Origin of the sequence: Curtobacterium sp. VKM Ac-1376 (assembly GCF_015351025.1) — a bacterium.
Classification (GTDB): Bacteria; Actinomycetota; Actinomycetes; order Actinomycetales; family Microbacteriaceae; genus Curtobacterium.
Genome location: NZ_JADKRV010000016.1, coordinates 24161 through 44671, shown reverse-complemented (window position 1 = coordinate 44671; position 20511 = coordinate 24161). Strand labels below are relative to the sequence as shown.

Here is a 20511-nt window from a genome sequence, read left to right as displayed (position 1 = left end):
GGCATGACCGCTCGCACGCTGAGCGCCGCTGTGTCCCACGTGGGGCGCATCCGCGCGAACAACCAGGACTCCGGCTACGCCGGGGCGCACCTGTTCGCGGTCGCGGACGGCATGGGCGGGCACGCCGGCGGCGACGTCGCCTCGGCGATCGCGATCCGACGCGTCCGCGAGGTCGACCGCGAGTTCCCCTCGGCGCACGACGCCGAGTTCGCGCTGCAGTCGGCGCTCATCGCGGCGAACCAGCTCATCACCGAGACGGTGTTCGAGCACCAGGAACTCACCGGCATGGGCACCACGGTGTCCGCGATGATCCGCGTCGGCGAGCAGATCGCGATCGCGCACATCGGCGACTCCCGCATCTACCGGCACCGCGACGGCGAACTGCAGCAGATCACGTCGGACCACACCTTCGTGCAGCGCCTGGTCGACAGCGGCCGGATCACGCCGGAAGAAGCCGCGGTCCACCCGCGCCGCTCGGTGCTCATGCGCGTCCTCGGCGACGTCGACGCAGCACCCGAGGTCGACACCGCGATCATGGACATCCAGCCGGGCGACCGCTGGCTCCTGTGCTCCGACGGTCTGTCGTCGTACCTCGCCGAAGAGCGCATCCGGCACGCACTGGCATCGAACATGGACGCCAACCAGGTCACGCAGCGCCTGGTGAAGGAGACGCTCGACCACGGCGCGCCGGACAACGTCACCGTCGTGGTGATGGACGTCACCGACGCCGAGGTCGAGGACGACGACGACGCGGCGACGACCGTCGGGTCCGCGGCGGCACCCCTGACCTTCGAGGCGTCGACCGGCCGCAAGCCGATCCGCCTCCCCACGATCCTGCTGCACCCGCTCAAGGTCACCACCGCTCCGGAGGACTCGCACTTCGAGCCGGAGTCCGACCAGTTCTTCGCCGAGCTGATCGCCGAGGACCGCCGTCGTCGCATCCGTCGACGGGTGTCGTGGACGGTCGCGCTCGTCGCCGCCGTCGCCGTGCTCGTCGGTGCGGTGTTCGTCGGCTGGCGCATCACGCAGGACCACTACTACGTCGGCGCCGACCGCGGCACGGTGGCGATCTACAAGGGCGTGCAGCAGTCGATCGGCCCGCTGGCGCTGTCCGACGTCTACGAGGACAGCGACATCACGGTGTCGTCGCTGCCGGACTACACCCGCGAGAACGTCCGCTCGACGATCAACGCGCAGTCGCTCTCCGACGCCCGCGACATCGTCGATCGCCTGCGCAAGGCCGCCGCGACCGGCGAGGACCAGGCCGGTACCGGTGGTGACGGTGACGTCAACTCGTCGCCGTCACCGACGCGCTCGTCCACGCCGTCGCCGTCGCCGACCAGGGGCTCGCGATGAGCACCACCTCGGCGCAGTCCTTCACCCAGGCGATCACGATCAAGCTCCGTGAGCCCGCACGCGCCCGGAACCTCGAGCTGTTCCTGCTGGTCATCGCATGCGGCATCTGCGCGGGGGCGATGGTGCTCGTGCAGCTCGGCACCAAGGGCCGACTGTTCGACCAGTCGGTGCTCTGGGTCGGCGGCGGCATCCTCGGGCTCGCGCTCGTCATGCACGTGGTGCTGCGGGTCGTCGCGAAGAACGCCGATCCGTTCGTGCTGCCGATCGCCCTGGCCCTGAACGGGATCGGCATCGCCGAGATCTACCGCATCGACGTCCACAACGGGCTGACCGGCTGGGACGCAATCGGTGTGAAGCAGATCGTCTGGACGATGCTCGCGATGGTCCTGGCCATCGTCACCGTCGTCGCGGTGCGGAACCACCGGTTCCTGCAGCGCTACCGCTACATCTTCATGGCGCTGACGATCGTCCTGCTGCTCCTGCCGATGCTGCCCGGCATCGGGACCAACATCGGCGGCGCCCGGGTCTGGATCAAGATCGGTCCGTTCTCGTTCCAGCCCGGCGAGCTCGCGAAGATCACGATGGCGCTGTTCTTCGCCGGCTACCTCGTCACCGCCCGTGACTCGCTGTCGATCGTCGGCAAGAAGTTCCTCGGCATGACGTTCCCCCGGGCCCGAGACCTCGGTCCGATCCTCGTCATGTGGGGCGCCGCGATGGCGGTGCTGGTGTTCCAGCGCGACCTCGGCACGGCCCTGCTGTACTTCGGCCTGTTCCTCGTGATGATCTACGTCGCGACCGCCCGCATCAGCTGGGTGGCCATCGGGCTCGCCATGTTCGTCGGCGGCGCCCTCGTCGCACAGAGCGTCCTCGAGTACGTGCACGGCCGCTTCGAACAGTGGCTCGACCCCTTCGACCAGCAGGTCTTCAGCCGTGAGACGCAGGCGAGCTACCAGCTCGTGCAGGGCCTGTTCGGCTTCGCCAACGGCGGGATCACCGGCACCGGGCTCGGCCAGGGGCGCCCCTACATCACGCCGGTCGCCAACGCCGACTACATCGTCGCCTCGCTCGGCGAGGAGCTCGGCCTGATCGGCGTCTTCGCGATCCTCGCGCTCTTCATCGTGCTCGCCTCCCGCGGCATCCGCGTCGGGTTCATGGCGCAGGACGACTTCGGCAAGCTGCTCGGTGTGGGCTTCGGCTTCATCATCGCCCTGCAGGTGTTCGTCGTCGTCGGCGGCATCACCCGGATCATCCCGGTGACCGGTCTGACGACACCGTTCATGGCCGCAGGTGGTTCGTCGCTCATCGCCAACTGGATCATCGCCGCGATGCTGCTGCGCCTGACCGACTCGATCCCCGCCGAACAGCGCGTCCAGCAGGGCGCGCTCCCCGCCGCGAGCGGGCGGACCAGGAAGGAGCGCCGTCGATGAACCGACAGCTCCGCGGTGTCTCGACCGTCATCGTGCTCATGTTCGTCGCGCTCTTCGTGTCGACGACCTCGATCCAGTTCTTCTCGGCCGACTCATTGCGCGCCGACTCCCGGAACTCCCGAACCATCTTGGACAGTTACTCGACGAAGCGTGGCGCGATCCTCGTCGACGGCAGCCCCATCGCCGAGTCCACGCCCGTGGACGACCAGTACCAGTACCAGCGCAAGTACACCAACGGTGACCTGTACTCCGCGGTCACCGGGTACTTCACCATCGGTCAGGGCAACACCGGCATCGAGAGCGCGGAGAACACCGTGCTGTCGGGCAACTCCGACGCGTCGTTCTTCCAGAACCTCAACTCGATCCTCACCGGGCAGGACGTCCAGGGCGACAACGTCAACCTGACGATCGACCCCGACGTGCAGCAGGCCGCGTACGACGCCCTCGGCACGAACAGCGGCTCCGTCGTCGCGATCCAGCCGAAGACCGGCAAGATCCTCGCGATGGTGTCGAAGCCGAGCTACGACCCGAACGCGCTCACCTCGCACGACACGGCCGAGGTCAAGCGGCAGTACGACGCCCTGCTGAACGCGTCGTCCTCCCCGCTGCAGAACCGGGCGATCGGCGGCGACCTGTACACGCCGGGGTCGGTGTTCAAGCTCGTCGTCGCCTCGGCCGCGCTCGAGGGTGGCAAGTACAACCTCGACTCGACGTTCCCGAACCCGTCGCGCCTGCAGCTGCCCGGCACGAGCTCGTACATCAACAACGCCGAAGGCGGCACCTGCGGCGGCGGCGGCGAGGTCAAGCTCCGCACGGCGATCCAGTACTCGTGCAACATCCCGTTCGCGGAACTCGGCCAGAAGCTCGGGTACGACGCGATCAAGAGCATGGCCGACAAGTACGGCTTCGGCGACGCCATCGAGGTCCCGATGTCCGCCACCGCGAGCCAGTACCCCGACGTCGACTCCACGGCGCAGCTCATGCTGAGCGCCTTCGGCCAGGCCAGCGTCCGGGTTTCCCCGCTGCAGATGGCGATGGTCTCGGCCGGCATCGCGAACAGCGGCAAGGTCATGCAACCGTCACTCATCGACTCGATCACCACGAGCGACCTGAAGACGGTCGAGTCCTTCGCTCCGAAGCAGTACAGTGATCCGCTGTCGTCCTCCGAGTCCGCTGACCTCACCGAGGCCATGCAGAGCGTCGTGAGCGCGGGGACCGGGACCAATGCCAAGATCGACGGTGTCGACGTCGCAGGGAAGACCGGCACGGCCGAAGGCGGCACCGGCGATCCCTACACACTCTGGTTCACCGGGTTCGCGCCCGCGAACGACCCTGAGGTCGCCGTGGCGGTCGTCGTCGGCGACGGCGGCGGACTCGGGCAGTCCGGGGTCGGCAACACGGTCGCGGCTCCGGTCGCGAAGAAAGTCATGGAGGCGGTGCTGAACAAATGAGACCCACCAGCGGACTCACCTTCGGTGGGCGGTACCAGCTCTCCTCCCGGGTCGCCATCGGCGGCATGGGAGAGGTGTGGCAGGCCACCGACCTCGTCATCGGCCGAACCGTCGCACTCAAGATCCTCAAGGACGAGTACCTCGGTGACCCCGGGTTCCTCGAGCGCTTCCGCGCCGAGGCCCGGCACGCCGCACTCGTCAACCACGAGGGCATCGCGAACGTCTTCGACTACGGCGAGGAGGACGGCAGCGCCTACCTCGTGATGGAGCTCGTCCCCGGCGAAGCCCTGTCGACCATGATCGAGCGCGAGCACACCCTGCCGGTCGACAAGGTCCTGGACATCGTCGCGCAGACCGCGAACGCCCTGCAGGCCGCGCACGCGGTCGGCCTGGTCCACCGCGACATCAAGCCCGGCAACCTGCTCATCACGCCGGACGGCCGCGTCAAGATCACCGACTTCGGCATCGCGCGCATCGCCGACCAGGTCCCGCTCACGGCGACCGGTCAGGTGATGGGCACCGTGCAGTACCTGTCGCCCGAGCAGGCGAGCGGTCACCCCGCCTCGCCGTCGACCGACATCTACTCGCTCGGCATCGTCGCGTACGAGGCCCTCGCGGGTCGGCGCCCGTTCACGGGTGAGTCGCAGGTGGCCATCGCGATGGCGCACATCAACGAGCAGCCGCCGGCGCTGCCCGGGGACATCCCGGAGCCCGTCGCGGCCCTCGTGATCTCCTGCATCGCGAAGAAGCCCGCCGACCGCCCGGCGACCGCTGCCAACCTGGCCCGTGCCGCGCAGGCGCTCCGTCGCGGCGACGTCGCGGCAGCCACCGTCGCCGTCCCCTCCCTGGCGCAGAACGGCACCGTGGCGTTCAACCCGCCGCAGGGTCAGGGGAACGACGCGGCCACGGCTCTCCTCGGCACCCAGGCGGGCGCGGTCGCCGGCGGTCCGGGGACCCCTCGTTCGCCCGTCACGGACGAGCCCGAGGAACCGAAGAAGAAGCGAGCCTGGATCTGGTGGGTCGTCGGCGTCGTCGTCGTGCTCGCCATCGCTGCTGGCATCGGCGCGTACGCCCTGAACGGCAACGACCCGGAACCCGAGCCGACGAAGTCCTCGAGCACCCCGAAGGCCAGCCGCACCCCCACGCAGACGCCGTCACCCGAGCCGACCGAGGAGACCCGTGTCACCGTGGCCTCGGCCGACTACCAGGGCCAGAACGCCGAGCAGGTCGCGAACCAGCTCCGCGGTCAGGGCCTGCAGGCCGAGGTCGTCGCCGGGTCGAACGCGACGTCGTCCGACCAGGTGGGCACCGTCGAGTCGCTCAGTCCCGAGGGTAACCTCGCTCCCGGCACGCTCGTCACGATCAAGGCGTACGGCGACGTCCTGACGGCTGCGGCGCCGGGCCGGGCAACCGGCGGCGCGGTGAGTGAGTCCGGACGCGTGACGTTCAGCTGGCCCGCCTACGACGACTGCCCCGCCGGCTACTCGGACGTGACCTACACGTACACGATCGACAACGGCACGGTCCCCTCGAACGGCAGCAGCTCGGGCTCGACGTCAGGCACCGCGGTGACCGTTGCGGGTGCGCAGTACGGCAACGTCACGCTGTCCTACAAGGTCACGTGCAAGTCGCCGCAGTCCGGAGCGACCGTCGTGTCCGACTCGTCGCCGGGCACCCAGGTCGAGTGGACCGAGCCCACGGACGAAGAGACGACGAACCCGGACCAGGGCATCAACCCCACCGAGACGCCGATGGACAACGGCTGAACGTCCCCCGGACGGGGACTGTCGACACCGTTCGGTAACGGTTCGCGCAACCCCTCCCTGACCAGCGTCTGACCAGCTGGAGCTGCCGTACACTATCCGGACGGACAGACGGAGGAGTACGTGCCAGAAGGTGTGACCGCGGGGATCACGCTCCTCGCCAATCGCTACGAGATCGGTGACGTCATCGGCCGAGGCGGCATGGCGACCGTGCACCTCGGCAACGACACCCGCCTCGGCCGCAAGGTCGCGGTGAAGCTCCTGAAGCCGAGCCTCGCCAACGACCCCGCCTTCCGGACCCGCTTCCGGCAAGAAGCCCAGGCCGCGGCGCGGATGGCGCACCCGACGGTGGTCCGTGTCTACGACGCCGGCGAAGAGACCGTCACCGAGCCCTCCGGCGCCGAGGTGCAGGTCCCCTTCATCGTGATGGAGTACGTCGAGGGGCGTCCGCTCTCCGACATCATCGCCGAGGGCGCCGTTGCCCCGGACGAAGCGGTCCGCATCACCGAGGGCATCCTCACCGCACTCGAGTACTCACACCGCGCCGGCGTCGTTCACCGCGACATCAAGCCGGCCAACGTCATGGTCACCTACAGCGGCCAGGTCAAGGTGATGGACTTCGGCATCGCCCGGGCGATCACCGACACGTCCGCCACGGTCGCGCAGACCACCTCGATCCTCGGCACGGCGTCGTACTTCTCCCCCGAGCAGGCCCGCGGCGAGACCGTCGACGCCCGCACCGACCTCTACTCGACCGGCGTGGTGCTGTTCGAGCTCCTCACCGGACGCGCGCCGTTCCTCGGGGACACCCCCGTGGCGGTCGCGTACCAGCACGTCAGCGAGCAGCCGGTCGCACCGTCGACCATCTCGCCCGAGGTCTCGCCGGCCCTCGACGCCGTCACGCTGCACGCCCTGGTCAAGGACCGCACGCGCCGCTTCCAGAACGCCGCGGAGTTCCGTGCGGACCTGCAGCAGGCCGCGGCGGGCCGGGTCCCGGCATCCACCAAGAAGCTCCACCAGAACGTCGCGAACGACGCCTCCACGGTGCTGTTCGGCGTCGACCCGCGCACCACCTCGAACGCGGCGTCCGCCTTCCGTGAGCTCGACGACGACACCGCCGAGCACCGCCCGCAGCGCACGCAGAACCGCCCGCCGGTCGCGTGGATCTGGGTCGGCATCCTGCTCACCGTCGCGGTCATCGTCGGCGTCGTCTTCTTCGTCGCGAACCTGCAGCCGGGCAAGCCGCCGGTGTCGTCCTCGGTCAGCGTGCCGAACGTCGTCGGCTCCACGTACAGCGCCGCGGCCACTGCCCTCGAGAAGAAGGACCTGACGCCCGTCAAGGTCGAGGAGAACTCCGACGACGTCGACAAGGGCGTGGTCATCCGCACCGACCCCGGCTCGGGTGTCAACGTCGGGCGGAACCAGAACGTCAACGTGGTCGTCTCAATCGGGCCGGAGCGCGTCGCGGTCCCCGAGTTGAGCGGGCAGGCTCAGGCCGCCGCACAGCAGGCTCTCGAGGCCGCGGGGTTCGAGGTCGGCGCGATCTCGAGTGACTACTCGGCGGACGTGCCCCAGGGAACCGTGTTGAGCTCAGACCCCGCATCCGGCTCGATGCACACGAAGGGCATCGCGATCAACCTCACGGTGTCCAACGGCAAGGTGCAGCTGCCGGACGTCACCCAGCAGCAGTTCTCCGCCGCCAAGGCGACCGTCGAGCAGCTCGGACTCACCGTCACCCCAGCGCCTTCGTACTCGTGCACGGGCGGGATCGTCACGCAGCAGGACACCCCGGCCGGTGACGTCGCGCAGGGCAGCGCCGTGACGCTCACGTACTGCGCCCGTGCCGCCACACCGTCCACGGCGCCGTCCTCCGACGAGAGCAACAGCAACAGCGGTGGCAGCAACGACCGGGGTGACGACGGCCGCTGAGCCCGCCACGCGCTGACGCGACCCGCGCCGAGCACGCACCGTGTGCCTCCCGTCCGTCGTCCCGTCTGGAGGCACGACGTGCGCCCGCAGCGCACCCTGCCACCCTCGGACGGCTCGGTCCACCGCCGACCGCAAGACGCCGCCGTGCTCGTCCGACGCCCGCGGAACGCACGAGACGCCGCCGAATTCGGCGGCGACTCGACCACACGACGCTGTCGGTGCCCGCCGCTGCCCAGCGTCAGGCGGTGCGCGTCGCGATGAGCGGCCCGAGGCCCGCAGCGCGCTCGACGGCGCCGGACAGCCCGGCGGTCTCGAGCCAGTTGCCGACCATGCGGTACCCGCCCTCGGTGAGCACGGACTCGGGGTGGAACTGGACGCCGAACACGGGGTGATCGCGGTGCTGGACGCCCATGATGACGCCACCGCCGGTCCGGGCCGTCACGGTGAGTTCCTCGGGGACCGTCCCGTCGACGATCGCCAGCGAGTGGTAGCGCGTCGCCGTGAACGGGTGCGGGACGCCGGCGAAGAGTGGACTGTCATCGTGGTCGACCTGCGACGTCTTGCCGTGCATGAGCTCGTCGGCGTGCGTGACCGTCGCGCCGAGTGCCTCGGCGATGGCCTGGTGCCCGAGGCAGACCCCGAGCAGGGGGATCTCGGCAGCGATGGCGGCATGGACCGTGGGGACCGAGACCCCGGCCGCTGCCGGCGTACCGGGGCCCGGGGAGAGCAGCACGCCGTCGTACTCGGCGATGCGGCCCGCGATCTCCGACTCGGGGAAGGCGTCGTTCCGGACCACGTCGGTGTCGGCACCGAGCTGCTGCACGTAGCCGTTCAGCGTGTAGACGAAGCTGTCGTAGTTGTCGACGACGAGGATCCTGGTCATGGTCGGTTCACCGTACTCGTGGGGGATGTGTGCGGCGGTCCGCGGGCCGATCCACACACGTGGTCACGGTAGGATACCGGCCATGGCCAAGGACAAGGACCGCACCAAGCCCGCCCGGAAGACCCGAGCCGACTCGGTCGAGACCGCGGGGGACGCCCCGAACCCGGTGTGGTTCAAGCCGGTCATGTTCGGCTTCATGCTCATCGGTCTGGTGTGGGTGATCGTCTTCTACATCTCGAACGCCACGCTCCCGGTTCCGAGCCTCGGCTCGTGGAACATCCTGATCGGGTTCGGCATCATGTTCGTCGGCTTCCTCATGACCACGCGGTGGCGCTGACCCCCGGCCGCACGCCTCTCGACGCCCGTCGCACCGCAAGGTGCGGCGGGCGTCGTCGTTCTCCACAAGCGCCCGGCGCGAGAACCACAGATCCTGGAGGATCACGGCTCCTTTCCACAGTTCTCCACACTCTCCACATCCTCATCCACACCCCCGTCCCGGAGTTATCCACAGCAGAGTCCACAGTGGGGATAATCACACGCGTGTAACTCACCGGGTTCTCCACACCTGTGGACAACTTGCAGCGCTGCCTGTGGATTGCAGTCTGGCCCGCCGATCGGCGCGCGTGCCAGCAGATCACAACACCCCGCCTGCACGCCGTCCACCGGGCGAGGATCGTCGAGACGAAGCCGGCTGACCGATGATCTGCGACCACTCGGCGGTACGACGACAGCGAGTTGTGACCGCGCGGCAGAGCGCGCCCGGGAACGACGAACGCCCCGCCGCAGCAGCGACGGGGCGTTCGGTGGGGCAGGTGTGACCCGGTCCGGATCAGCCGACCGTGACGGCGTACCCGACAGCGGTCAGCACGATGCCGAGGACCGCCGCCGCGACGATCAGCGCGATCTGCAGTGGGCGCCTCCGGATGTTCCGCGTCTGCGCGAAGACGAAGCCCATCAGGAAGCCGCCGATGATCCCGCCCACGTGTGCCTGCCACGAGATGTTCGTCCCGGGCAGGAACCCGATCACCAGGTTCAGACCGATGATCACGAGCAGCTGCACCGCGTTGTTCCCCAGGCTGCGCTGCAGCACGAAGAACGCGGCGAACAGGCCGAAGATGGCGCCGGACGCTCCCACCACCCAGGTGCCGGGCGCCAGGAACGTCACGAGCATCGACCCGAAGATGCCGGTGATGAAGTACAGCGCGAGGAACCGCCAGGCACCGAGCATGTTCTCGAGCATCCGGCCGAAGATCCACAGCGCCCACATGTTGAAGAGGACGTGGAAGATGCCCGAGTGCACGAACAGCACCGTGACGGCTCGCCACGGTTGCGTCGGCAGGAGCAACGAGTTGTAGGCGAGCAGGCTGGAGAAGAACCCGCCACTCACCTGGTCGAGCAGCCAGATCGCCACCGTGATCGCCACGATGACGACCGTGGCCTTCTGATCGAGCATCGCGAAGCGCCGCCGAGCCACCGTGAACCCGCTGGGGGCCCCGGACGCTCGACGGTTCGCTGCGAACTGCGCGCGCTGTTCACGGACGCACTCCGGGCAGTGCACCCCGACCGCTGCCGGCGTCTGGCACTCCGGGCAGATCGTCCGCCCGCAGCGCTGGCAGAGCACGAAGCTCTGCCGGTCCGGATGCCGGTAGCAGGTGTTGTTCGGGTTGTACGCCTGGTCGGTCACGTGCGGGTCAGACGCCTTCGACGTCGATGCTCTGGATGACGACGTCCTCGACCGGCTTGTCGCGGCCGTCCGTGGGGACACCCTCGATCGCGTCGACGACGGCGCGGGACTCGTCGTCGGCGACCTCACCGAAGATGGTGTGCTTGCCCTGCAGCCACGGCGTCGCCACCGTGGTGATGAAGAACTGCGAGCCGTTGGTGCCGCGGCCGCCCTGGATACCGGCGTTGGCCATCGCGAAGATGTAGGGGTTCTGGAACGTGAGCTCCGGCGAGATCTCGTCGTCGAAGCGGTAGCCCGGGCCGCCGATGCCCTGGCCGAGCGGGTCGCCGCCCTGGATCATGAAGTCCTTGATGATGCGGTGGAAGACCACACCGTCGTACAGCTTGTCGGTCGAGACCTTGCCCGTACCCGGGTGGGTCCATTCCTGCTGACCGGTGGCGAGGTCGACGAAGTTCTTGACGGTCTTCGGTGCGTGGTTGCCGAACAGGTTGACGCGGATGTCGCCCTTGTTGGTGTGGATCGTTGCGACAGCGGTGTGCAGAGACATGTTCCGATTCTCGCATGTACTCCTGATCGCAGACGGATCCCACAGCTGCGGTTCCGTGACCTGTCAGGCACTGTGGTGGCAGGATGGGGTCACGCCGTTCCGATGGAGGTACCAGATGACGACGATCGAGATCCCGCGAAAGCGCCGGAAGCAGATCAAGAAGCTCAAGGGCCAGACCGCCTCGCTCCTCGGCGAGCAGCGCAAGGTCCTCGAGCACGCGAACGCGATCCTGGCCGAGGCCCGGTCGAACGCCGCCGACGCCGCTCGCAAGGACATCGCACCCCGCGTGCAGAACGCGATCGACAACGGGATCCGACCCGCGATCGCCACCGGTGTGCACGCTGCCACGTCGGCAGCGCAGAACGCTTCGCACCGCTTCCAGTCCGAGGTGGTCCCCGGACTCGTCTCGACCGCTGGCTCGGTGCTCAGCGTGGGCGACCTCGCGAAGGACCCGCGCATCAAGAAGATCGTGAAGAACGCGCAGAAGAAGAGCAAGAGCGCGAGGAAGGCCGCGGCGAAGTACGTCCCGTCGCAGCAGAAGAAGGGTCTCGGCTTCGGCGGAGTCGCACTCATCGTGGTCGGCGTCGTCGCCGTCGCTGGTGCAGCGTACGCCGCGTACCAGACGCTCCGCGCCGACGACGACCTCTGGGTGGCCGACGACGCCGACACGGCGGAGAAGCCCGCCGCCTGACCTCCCGGTTCGTACGAAGGGCCCCGGCACCTGCCGGGGCCCTTCGTCGTTCTCTCGGTGCGTGGGTGCGCGCACCCCTGCACAGCGTGCACTGCACGTGCCCACCCACCGACCTGGAGGCCCGTGCCGGCCCGACACCGCGCCTCCCGTCCGCCACGCGGCAGGGCGACCCGCCCGCGGCCGCGCGCCGAGGGGCCGCAATCTGTCGCCCGGACGGCGCGCAGACGACAGTTCCAGCGACCTCACCGCCGCGCGCACGGCATGTCGTGACCACTCGACGAAGACGACGGCGCATGGCGGAGCCGGCCACCGTGGAGCGGCGCTGCCGAAGGCAGCAGACAAGCACGACGACCGAGCCACCTGCGCCGATCGCGCCGCAGGGGAGGCGGCGCGTATGAGCACAGAACGAAGCCCCTGGGCAGACGACGAAGTCGTCAACCAGGGGCTGATGCGAGTGGAGCCTAGGAGAATCGAACTCCTGACATCCTGCTTGCAAAGCAGGCGCTCTACCAACTGAGCTAAGGCCCCGGAACGGCCGAACCGGCCGCGACGCCGAGACTTCCGACGCGGGAGTTGAATTGTGGTGGGGCTACAAGGACTTGAACCTTGGACCTCTTCGTTATCAGCGAAGCGCTCTAACCGCCTGAGCTATAGCCCCTCAGACCGGATGAAAGCCTACCGTACGATCACGTCGGAACGAAATCGAGCGGCGGGCTCATCCGGCCCGGGTGTGTCAGTTGTTCGTGAAGCCCACGAGCAGACCGCCCGTGATCCGCACGCTGAGGTTGTAGAGCACGCTCACGATGGCGCCGAGCACGGTGCCGACGACCACGTTGAGGATGCCCACGACGATGGAGAACCCGAGGACCTGGCCCAGCGAGAACTGGTCCATGATCGAGTAGCTGTTCTGTCCGGTGACGTCCTTCAACAGGGCGTCGACCTGGGTGAACACACCCGTCTGGTTCAGGATGACCCACACCAGTGCCGTGGCGACCACGATCACGATGCTGCCGGCCAGGGCGATGAGGAAGCTCAGCTTCACCATCGACCAGAAGTCGACGTAGACCAGCCGCAACCGCACCTGGCGGGTGCCGACGGGTCGCTTCGCCTTCTTCTGGAGCTTCTCGGCGACACTACTCATTGCTTGACTGGTCCTCTCCGGCCTCGTCTGCGACGGGCTCGGTGTCGATGGGATCAGTGGAGTCCGGGGCCGCTTCGGCAGGGCTGACCGTCTCCACCGGGCCCGCGGGCTCGATCTCGGCGTCGTCCTGGTCGTCCAGGTTCCGCTCGGTGTTCCGGGCCACCGCGATGATCCGGTCGTTCTCCGCGAACCTCGCGAAGACGACGCCCATCGTGTCACGGCCCTTGGCAGGGACCTCGGCCACGGCAGACCTTACCACCTTGCCCGATTGCAGCACGACGAGCACCTCGTCGTCCTCACCGACGATGAGAGCCCCCACAAGGTCGCCCCGGTCGACGGCCAGCTTGGCCACCTTGATGCCGAGACCGCCGCGGCCCTGCACCCGGTACTGGTCGACGGCGGTGCGCTTCGCGTAACCGCCCTCGGTCATGACCCAGACGAAGCCGTCGTCCGACACCACGCGCGCCGCGAGCAGCGAGTCGCCGTCACGGAAGGACATGCCCTTCACGCCGGAGGTCGAGCGACCCATCGGCCGCAGGGTGTCGTTCGTCGCGGTGAACCGGAGCGACATGCCCTGGCGGGACACGAGGAGCAGGTCGTCGTGCTCGTCGACCAACAGTGCCTGGCGGAGCTTGTCGCCGTCGCGCAGGTTGATCGCGATGATGCCGCCGGTGCGGTTCGTGTCGTACTCGGTCAGCGCGGTCTTCTTGACCAGACCGTGTTCGGTCGCCAGCACGAGGTACTGGGCGACCTCGTAGTCGCGGATGTCGAGCACCTGCTGGATCTGCTCGTCGGGCTGCAGCGCGAGGAGGTTCGCGACGTGCTGACCCTTCGCGTCGCGACCGGCTTCCTGCAGCTCGTACGCCTTGGCGCGGTAGACCCGGCCCTGGTCGGTGAGGAAGAGCAGCCAGTGGTGCGTCGTCGTGACGAAGAAGTGCTCGACGATGTCGTCGGCGCGGAGCTGGGCCCCACGCACGCCGCGGCCGCCGCGGTGCTGCGAGCGGTACTGGTCGCTGCGGGTGCGCTTCACGTAGCCGCCGCGGGTGATGGTGACGACCATCTCCTCTTCGGGGATCAGGTCTTCCATCGACATGTCGCCGTCGTAGCCGAACATGATCTCGGTGCGACGGTCGTCGCCGAAGCGGTCGACGATCTCGGTGAGTTCGTCGCGGATGATCGAGCGCTGGCGGCTCTCCGACGCCAGGATGTCCTGGAAGTCGGCGATCTTGCGCTCGAGTTCCTCGGCCTCGTCGTGGATCTTCTGCCGCTCGAGGGCGGCGAGACGACGGAGCTGGAGCTCGAGGATCGCGCGCGCCTGGATCTCGTCGACCGACAGCAGGTCCATCAGACCGGTGCGGGCTTCTTCGACGTCGGGGGAACGACGGATGAGTGCGATGACCTCGTCGAGTGCGTCGAGCGCCGCCAGGTAGCCGCGCAGGATGTGCGCACGCTTCTCAGCCTCGCGCAGCCGGAACTGGGTGCGACGGACGATGACGTCGACCTGGTGTGCGACCCACGCCGAGATGAAACCGTCGAGCGGCAGCGTGCGCGGCACACCATCGACGATGGCGAGCATGTTCGCGCCGAAGTTCTCCTGCAGCTGCGTGTGCTTGTAGAGGTTGTTCAGCACGACCTTCGCCACGGCGTCGCGCTTCAGCACGATGACCAGGCGCTGCCCGGTGCGACCGGAGGTCTCGTCGCGGATGTCGGCGACGCCGGCGAGCTTGCCGTCCTTGACGAGTTCGGCGATCTTGATCGCCAGGTTGTCCGGGTTGACCTGGTACGGCAGCTCGGTGACGACCAGGCAGGTGCGTCCCTGGATCTCTTCCACCGAGACGACGGCACGCATCGTGATCGAGCCACGACCGGTGCGGTAGGCGTCCTGGATCCCCTTGGTGCCGAGCACCTGGGCGCCGGTCGGGAAGTCCGGTCCCTTGATGCGCTGCATGAGTGCGGCGAGCAGTTCCTCGCGCGTGGCCTCGGGGTTCTCGAGCGCCCACTTCGCGCCGTCGGCGACCTCGCGCAGGTTGTGCGGCGGGATGTTCGTCGCCATGCCGACCGCGATGCCGACCGAACCGTTGACGAGCAGGTTCGGGAAGCGGGCCGGCAGGATCGCGGGCTCCTGCGTGCGGCCGTCGTAGTTGTCCTGGAAGTCGACGGTGTCCTCGTCGATGTCACGGACCATCTCGAGCGCGAGCGGCGCCATCTTCGTCTCGGTGTACCGCGGCGCCGCGGCGCCGTCGTTGCCCGGCGAACCGAAGTTGCCCTGGCCGAGCGCCAGCGGGTAGCGGAGCGACCACGGCTGCACCAGGCGGACCAGCGCGTCGTAGATCGCCGAGTCACCGTGCGGGTGGAACTGGCCCATCACGTCGCCGACGACGCGGGAGCACTTCGAGAACGCGCGGTCCGGACGGTAGCCACCGTCGAACATGGCGTAGATGACGCGGCGGTGCACCGGCTTGAGGCCGTCGCGGACCTCCGGCAGGGCTCGACCGACGATGACCGACATCGCGTAGTCGAGGTACGAGCGCTGCATCTCGAGCTGCAGGTCGACCTGCGAGATGCGGTCACCGGAGACGACGATGTCCCCGCTGTCGCCGTGGACGATCTCGGGCAGCTCGTCGGCGCCGTTCTCGTTGTCGTCAGCCATTGGCTTGCGTTACCTTTCTGACGGCCGGGAGGCCGTGGTGACGTTCGTCGCGGTGGACGCGACCACAGGTGGTCCGGACCAGAGCACGCGGCTGGCACCGCGCCTCCAGGTCGGTCGAGGTGTCGAGGCGGTTCAGATGTCCAAGAAGCGGACGTCCTTGGCGTTCTGCTGGATGAACTGGCGACGCGCGTCGACGTCCTCACCCATCAGCGTCGAGAAGACGCCGTCCACCGCTGCGGCGTCCTCGAGCGTGACCTGCAGGAGCGTGCGGGTGTCCGGGTTCATCGTGGTGTCCCAGAGCTCCTTGTAGTCCATCTCGCCGAGGCCCTTGTAGCGCTGGATGCCGTTGTCCTTCGGGATCCGCTTGCCGGCCGCGAGGCCCGCCTGCATGAGGGCGTCGCGCTCCCGGTCGCTGAACACGTACTCGTGGGCCGAGTTCGACCACTTGAGACGGTAGAGCGGCGGCTGCGCGAGGTACACGTACCCGCGCTCGATGAGCGGACGCATGTAGCGGAACAGCAGGGTGAGCAGCAGCGTGGTGATGTGCTGGCCGTCGACGTCGGCATCGGCCATGAGCACGATCTTGTGGTACCGGGCCTTGTCCGCGTCGAAGTCCTCACCGATGCCGGCGCCGAACGCCGTGATCATCGACTGGATCTCCTGGTTGGCGAGGGCTCGGTCGAGCCGGGCCTTCTCGACGTTCAGGATCTTGCCGCGGAGGGGCAGGATCGCCTGGGTCATCGGGTTGCGCCCCTGCACGGCGGAACCGCCGGCGGAGTCACCCTCGACCATGAAGATCTCCGACAGTGTCGGGTCCTTCGACTGGCAGTCCTTGAGCTTGCCGGGCATGCCGCCCGACTCGAGCAGCCCCTTGCGGCGGGTGGTCTCACGGGCCTTGCGCGCCGCGAGCCGTGCCTGCGACGCCTGGATCGCCTTGCGGACGACGTCGCGGGCCTGCGTCGGGTTGCTCTCGAACCAGTGGGTCAGTTCGGTGCCGACAACACGCTGGACGAACGACTTCGCCTCGGTGTTGCCGAGCTTCGTCTTCGTCTGGCCCTCGAACTGCGGCTCGGCGAGCTTCACGGAGATGACGGCGGTCAGACCCTCACGGATGTCGTCGCCCGTGAGGTTGTCGTCCTTCTCCTTGATGATCTTCGCCTCGCGCGCGTAGCGGTTGACGAGCGTCGTGAGCGCGGCGCGGAAGCCCTCTTCGTGGGTGCCGCCCTCGTGCGTGTTGATCGTGTTCGCGAAGGTGTGGACGCTCTCCTGGTAGGAGGTGTTCCACTGCATCGCGACCTCGAGCGAGATCTTGCGATCCTGGTCCTCGGACTCGAAGCCGATGACGTCCGGGTGGACGAGGTCGGCCTTCTTCTGCGCGTTGATGTACTCGACGTAGTCGGCGAGCCCGCGCTCGTACATGAAGGAGTCGTTGCGAGCCTCTTCCCCTTCTTCCGGGGTGCGCTCGTCACGCAGGTTGATCCGCAGGCCCTTGTTCAGGAAGGCCATCTGCTGGAACCGCGTGCGCAGGGTCTCGTAGTCGAAGACGACGGACTCGAAGATCTCGGCGTTCGGCCAGAACGTGATCGTGGTGCCGGTCTCGTCGGTCGCTTCGTCCTGCGAGACGGGCGCGACGGGAACGCCGTTGGTGTAGCTCTGGCGCCAGACGTGACCCTGTCGGCGGACCTCCACGTCGAGCTCGGAGCTCAGCGCGTTCACGACCGACGAACCGACGCCGTGCAGACCGCCGGAGACCGCGTACCCGCCGCCGCCGAACTTGCCGCCGGCGTGCAGGACGGTCAACACGACCTGGAGCGTCGAGACGCCCTCGGCGGTGTGGACGTCGACCGGGATACCGCGACCGTTGTCGACGACACGGACCCCACCGTCTTCCCGGATGCTGACGTCGATGGAGTCGCAGTACCCGGCGAGGGCCTCGTCGACGGAGTTGTCGACGATCTCCTGGACCAGGTGGTGCAGACCGCGCGGGCCCGTCGAACCGATGTACATACCGGGGCGCTTGCGGACGGCTTCGAGCCCCTCGAGCACCTGAATCTGGTCGGCGCCGTAGGACGGTTCGCTCTGCGGGGTCTTCCGGGCGTCGTCAGGTTCTGATGCCATGTCGAGAGTGCTCCTGCCTGCGCGCGGAACACCCGCGCACTGCACCTCCCAGTCTACCGCAGAGGGCCCTCTTTCGAGGGCTCATCTGCCCCGCAGGCGGGCTTTTCTGGCACTGCAGGATGATTTCGTCGGCTCAACCGTAGGTGTCGCGAGGACCGCGCCCCTGGACCGTCCTGGGGCCGCGTTTCCACGTGGGGGCGTCCGGGCCCGAAACCCGGATCGACTCGACCCCCGCCTCCGGGTGCCGCTCGGCGATGGTCGTCGTGACGTTCGCGCGCATGAGTCGGAGCTGCGTCGCCCACGCCGTCGAGTCGCACCGGATGACGAGTGCACCGTCGTCGATCGTCACCGGCCGGGAGTGCTTCGCGAGCTCCTCACCGACCACGCTCGGCCAGTCCACGAAGAGCTCGGAGCGGGCCAGGGGTTCGGTCCAGCCGAGCTCCTGGGCGAGCGAACCGACGATGTCGGCCAGGCCCTTCGGTTCGCGTCCGCGGCCGTACGGCACGGTGTCGGCGTCGAACTCGCGGGCGCGCCGACGGCGGGCGTCGACGCCGCGCTTCGACGGGTCGCCGAAGACCGCGCGGAGATGGCGGTACACCTGCGACGGTTCGGTGGGTTTCCGGGGCCGGGGCATCAGGCGTCAGCTTCCGCGGGGGTGGGGTCGGTCGGTTCGGTGGCGTCCGTCGGTCCGGCGGCGTCCGTCGCGTCCGTTGTCGGACTGGAGGCGCCACCCCCGTCCGCCTCGTCGCTCACGATCGTGCCCGCCTCGATCCGTACGGTGTGTGCCGCGAGCTGCGGTGGCACGTCGCCGAAGACGGCAGCGGTGATGAGCACCTGCTCGTAGTCGGCGACCGCGTTCGCCAGGCGCTCCCGCCGGGATTCGTCGAGCTCGGCGAAGACGTCGTCGAGGATGATGATCGGGTCGCCCAGGTTCGACTCGGCCCGGAGGATCGAGGCGCTCGCGAGTTGCACCGCGAGGGCGAACGACCAGGATTCACCGTGGCTGGCGTACCCGCGTGCAGGTAACCCGTTCAGCTGGAACAGAACATCGTCGCGATGGGGCCCGACGAGGGTAAGGCCGCGGTCGAGTTCGTCCCGACGACGACGCTCCAGCGCCGCGGCGAAGGCCTCTGCAGCCGAGGACACGGTCACCGGCTCATCCGGCGTCCCGAGGACGGGGTCGGTCGCCGCTGCCGCCTCGGGGTCGCCGCCCCGGATCGACAGCACACCGGTGATCGAGGCGTCGTGGTGTTCGCCGGCGACGGTGGCGTACGCCTCGGCGACGAAGGGTGCGAGCCGTCGGGTCAGGTGGTCGCGGGCGGCGACGATCTCGGCACCGAGCCCGACCAGCCGATCGTCCCAGACGTCGAGCGTCGACAGTGCGTTCGCCTTGGCGCCGGTCGCCCGAGCGGACTTGAGCAGGGTGTTCCGCTGCCGCAGCGTTCGGTCGTAGTCGGCGAGGACGCCCTGCATGCGGGGCGCGATCTGCCCGAGCAGTTCGTCGAGCATCCGCCGGCGCCCCGCCGGTTCGCCCCGGACAAGCGCGAGGTCCTCGGGGGCGAAGAGCACGGAGGTGCAGTACCGCGGCAGCTCACGGGGCTTGATCGCCGATCGGTTCACCTGGGCACGATTCGCTCCGGTGCGGTTGATCTGCACCTCGGCGAGGATGCTGCGATCCTCGTGGGCGAGCCGGGCCCGGACGATCGCGGCGTCGCACCCCTGTCGCACGAGCGCCGCATCGGTGGGCACCCGGTGTGAACCGAGGGTGGACAGGTACCCGACCGCCTCGACCAGGTTGGTCTTGCCCTGTCCGTTGCGCCCGACGAACAGGTTCGGCCCGCGTGCGAGGTCGACGTCCGCCTCCCGGTAGTTCCGGAAGTCGGTCAGTTGGAGATGGTCGACGTGCACGCGGGCCGAGTCCGGGTTCCCCCGGGGGGTCCTAGGACTTCTTGACGGCGTGACCGCCGAACTGGTTGCGGAGCGCCGCGACGGCCTTCATCGTCGGCGAACCGCTGCCCTGCCGCGAGACGAAGCGCGCGAAGATCGACGCCGAGATCGTCGGCATCGGGACGGCGTGCTCGATGGCTTCTTCGACCGTCCAGCGGCCCTCGCCGGAGTCCTCGACGTAGCCCTCGATCGCCTCGAGCTTCGGGTCCTCGTTCAGCGCGAGCACCATCAGGTCGAGCAGCCAGGAGCGGACGACCGTGCCGCGCTGCCAACCTGCGAAGACGGCGGGGACGTCGTTGATGATGTCCTTGGCCTCGAGGAGCTCGTAGCCCTCGCCGTACGCCTGCATGATCGCGTACTCGATGCCGTTGTGGACCATCTTGGCGTAGTGACCGGCACCGATCGGGCCGGCGTGCGAGAAGCCCTCTTCACGAGGGCCCTCGGGGCGGAGCGCGTCGAAGACGGGCATCGCGAACTCGACGTCCGCAGCGTCACCTCCGACCATCAGGCCGTAGCCGTTGTCCTTGCCCCAGACACCACCGGAGACGCCGACGTCCATGTAGCGGATGCCGCGCGCACCGAGCTGCTCGGCGTGCTTGGTGTCGTCCAACCACTTCGAGTTGCCGCCGTCGATGACCAGATCGCCCTCGTTCAGGACGCCGGCGAGGTCCGTGATCACGTCGTCGGTGATCTTGCCGTGCGGGACCATGACCCACACGAGACGCTGGCCCTCGGGGAGGGCGGCGGCGAGGGCGCCGAGGTCGGCGACGTCGGAAACGGCGGGGTTGGCGTCGTAACCGGTGACCTCGATCCCTGCGTTGCGGAGACGGGCACGCATGTTGTTGCCCATGCGACCAAGGCCGACAAGACCGATGTGCATGATTTCCTCTTCTGTTCGTCGTCGCGCTGAAGCTGCCGGTGGTG

At 68.5% G+C, this 20511-nt stretch carries 16 protein-coding genes and 2 tRNA genes; 7 read left to right on the top strand and 11 right to left on the bottom strand.

The features are described 5' to 3' along the window. Positions 1-3 precede the first annotated feature (3 nt). The 5 genes from ITJ56_RS15155 to pknB all read left to right on the top strand — a co-directional run bounded on the left by ITJ56_RS15155 (position 4) and on the right by pknB (position 7926). Positions 4-1356 (top strand): Stp1/IreP family PP2C-type Ser/Thr phosphatase, encoded by a 1353-nt coding sequence (locus ITJ56_RS15155; protein WP_194631461.1) that lies wholly within the window; start codon positions 4-6, stop codon positions 1354-1356. After that, positions 1353-2783, top strand: coding sequence for an FtsW/RodA/SpoVE family cell cycle protein (locus ITJ56_RS15150; protein WP_194631460.1), 1431 nt, complete (start codon positions 1353-1355; stop codon positions 2781-2783). Before ITJ56_RS15155 ends, ITJ56_RS15150 begins: the two co-directional genes overlap by 4 nt. Continuing rightward, entirely contained in the window at positions 2780-4234 is a 1455-nt protein-coding gene (locus tag ITJ56_RS15145; protein WP_194631459.1) for a peptidoglycan D,D-transpeptidase FtsI family protein, read from the top strand. The genes ITJ56_RS15150 and ITJ56_RS15145 overlap by 4 nt, the downstream gene beginning before the upstream one ends. Beyond that, complete coding sequence (locus ITJ56_RS15140) at positions 4231-6000, top strand: serine/threonine-protein kinase (RefSeq protein WP_194631458.1); 1770 nt, start codon at positions 4231-4233, stop codon at positions 5998-6000. Before ITJ56_RS15145 ends, ITJ56_RS15140 begins: the two co-directional genes overlap by 4 nt. A gap of 120 nt (positions 6001-6120) precedes the next feature. After that, positions 6121-7926: a Stk1 family PASTA domain-containing Ser/Thr kinase gene (gene pknB / locus ITJ56_RS15135; RefSeq protein ID WP_323749833.1), complete on the top strand. Its 1806-nt coding sequence runs from the start codon at positions 6121-6123 to the stop codon at positions 7924-7926. A 238-nt stretch (positions 7927-8164) separates the two neighbouring features. Here pknB and ITJ56_RS15130 read toward each other — a convergent pair whose 3' ends face one another. After that, entirely contained in the window at positions 8165-8809 is a 645-nt protein-coding gene (locus ITJ56_RS15130) for an anthranilate synthase component II (RefSeq protein ID WP_194631457.1), read from the bottom strand. An 82-nt stretch (positions 8810-8891) separates the two neighbouring features. On the opposite strand from ITJ56_RS15130, the gene ITJ56_RS15125 reads away from it, so the two are divergent. Continuing rightward, a complete protein-coding gene (locus ITJ56_RS15125; RefSeq protein ID WP_194631456.1) occupies positions 8892-9146 on the top strand; it encodes a cell division protein CrgA in 255 nt (84 codons plus the stop codon). Between the two features lie 492 nt (positions 9147-9638). Here the strand turns inward: ITJ56_RS15125 and ITJ56_RS15120 are convergent, their stop codons facing one another. Both ITJ56_RS15120 and ITJ56_RS15115 read right to left on the bottom strand, forming a co-directional pair. Further along, complete coding sequence (locus tag ITJ56_RS15120) at positions 9639-10493, bottom strand: rhomboid family intramembrane serine protease (protein WP_194631455.1); 855 nt, start codon at positions 10491-10493, stop codon at positions 9639-9641. Between the two features lie 7 nt (positions 10494-10500). Next, positions 10501-11040, bottom strand: a complete 540-nt coding sequence (locus tag ITJ56_RS15115; RefSeq protein WP_194631454.1) for a peptidylprolyl isomerase — start codon at positions 11038-11040, stop codon at positions 10501-10503. A 115-nt stretch (positions 11041-11155) separates the two neighbouring features. Here ITJ56_RS15115 and ITJ56_RS15110 point away from each other — a divergent pair, with 115 nt between their 5' ends. After that, positions 11156-11731, top strand: coding sequence for a hypothetical protein (locus ITJ56_RS15110; RefSeq protein ID WP_194631453.1), 576 nt, complete (start codon positions 11156-11158; stop codon positions 11729-11731). Positions 11732-12186: 455 nt separating this feature from the next. Here the strand turns inward: ITJ56_RS15110 and ITJ56_RS15105 are convergent. The 8 genes from ITJ56_RS15105 to gnd form a co-directional block, all read right to left on the bottom strand. Continuing rightward, a tRNA-Ala gene (locus ITJ56_RS15105) sits at positions 12187-12259 on the bottom strand. 53 nt (positions 12260-12312) lie between these two features. Beyond that, positions 12313-12389, bottom strand: a tRNA-Ile gene (locus ITJ56_RS15100). Between the two features lie 75 nt (positions 12390-12464). After that, the gene (locus tag ITJ56_RS15095; protein WP_027466922.1) at positions 12465-12872 is read right to left on the bottom strand and encodes a DUF3566 domain-containing protein; all 408 of its coding nucleotides are present in this window, start codon (positions 12870-12872) and stop codon (positions 12465-12467) included. Then, entirely contained in the window at positions 12865-15522 is a 2658-nt protein-coding gene (gene gyrA, locus ITJ56_RS15090; RefSeq protein ID WP_194631452.1) for a DNA gyrase subunit A, read from the bottom strand. The genes ITJ56_RS15095 and gyrA overlap by 8 nt, the downstream gene beginning before the upstream one ends. A gap of 132 nt (positions 15523-15654) precedes the next feature. Continuing rightward, positions 15655-17640: a DNA topoisomerase (ATP-hydrolyzing) subunit B gene (gene gyrB, locus ITJ56_RS15085; protein WP_194631451.1), complete on the bottom strand. Its 1986-nt coding sequence runs from the start codon at positions 17638-17640 to the stop codon at positions 15655-15657. A 133-nt stretch (positions 17641-17773) separates the two neighbouring features. Continuing rightward, on the bottom strand, positions 17774-18238 hold the full coding sequence (locus ITJ56_RS15080) for a DUF721 domain-containing protein (protein ID WP_323749832.1): 465 nt from the start codon (positions 18236-18238) through the stop codon (positions 17774-17776). Positions 18239-18273: 35 nt separating this feature from the next. Continuing rightward, positions 18274-19548, bottom strand: a complete 1275-nt coding sequence (gene recF / locus ITJ56_RS15075; protein ID WP_194631449.1) for a DNA replication/repair protein RecF — start codon at positions 19546-19548, stop codon at positions 18274-18276. Between the two features lie 31 nt (positions 19549-19579). Continuing rightward, positions 19580-20467, bottom strand: coding sequence for a phosphogluconate dehydrogenase (NAD(+)-dependent, decarboxylating) (gene gnd / locus ITJ56_RS15070; RefSeq protein ID WP_194631448.1), 888 nt, complete (start codon positions 20465-20467; stop codon positions 19580-19582). Positions 20468-20511: the final 44 nt, after the last annotated feature.

Excerpts from the sequence above, each read along its gene's own strand:
- ITJ56_RS15155 (WP_194631461.1), top strand. The coding sequence starts at position 4 with ATGACCGCTCGCACGCTGAGCGCCGCTGTGTCCCACGTGGGGCGCATC.
- ITJ56_RS15150 (WP_194631460.1), top strand. The coding sequence starts at position 1,353 with ATGAGCACCACCTCGGCGCAGTCCTTCACCCAGGCGATCACGATCAAG.
- ITJ56_RS15145 (WP_194631459.1), top strand. The coding sequence starts at position 2,780 with ATGAACCGACAGCTCCGCGGTGTCTCGACCGTCATCGTGCTCATGTTC.
- ITJ56_RS15140 (WP_194631458.1), top strand. The coding sequence starts at position 4,231 with ATGAGACCCACCAGCGGACTCACCTTCGGTGGGCGGTACCAGCTCTCC.
- ITJ56_RS15130 (WP_194631457.1), bottom strand. The coding sequence starts at position 8,809 with ATGACCAGGATCCTCGTCGTCGACAACTACGACAGCTTCGTCTACACG.
- ITJ56_RS15125 (WP_194631456.1), top strand. The coding sequence starts at position 8,892 with ATGGCCAAGGACAAGGACCGCACCAAGCCCGCCCGGAAGACCCGAGCC.
- ITJ56_RS15115 (WP_194631454.1), bottom strand. The coding sequence starts at position 11,040 with ATGTCTCTGCACACCGCTGTCGCAACGATCCACACCAACAAGGGCGAC.
- ITJ56_RS15110 (WP_194631453.1), top strand. The coding sequence starts at position 11,156 with ATGACGACGATCGAGATCCCGCGAAAGCGCCGGAAGCAGATCAAGAAG.
- ITJ56_RS15095 (WP_027466922.1), bottom strand. The coding sequence starts at position 12,872 with ATGAGTAGTGTCGCCGAGAAGCTCCAGAAGAAGGCGAAGCGACCCGTC.
- gyrA (WP_194631452.1), bottom strand. The coding sequence starts at position 15,522 with ATGGCTGACGACAACGAGAACGGCGCCGACGAGCTGCCCGAGATCGTC.
- gyrB (WP_194631451.1), bottom strand. The coding sequence starts at position 17,640 with ATGGCATCAGAACCTGACGACGCCCGGAAGACCCCGCAGAGCGAACCG.
- gnd (WP_194631448.1), bottom strand. The coding sequence starts at position 20,467 with ATGCACATCGGTCTTGTCGGCCTTGGTCGCATGGGCAACAACATGCGT.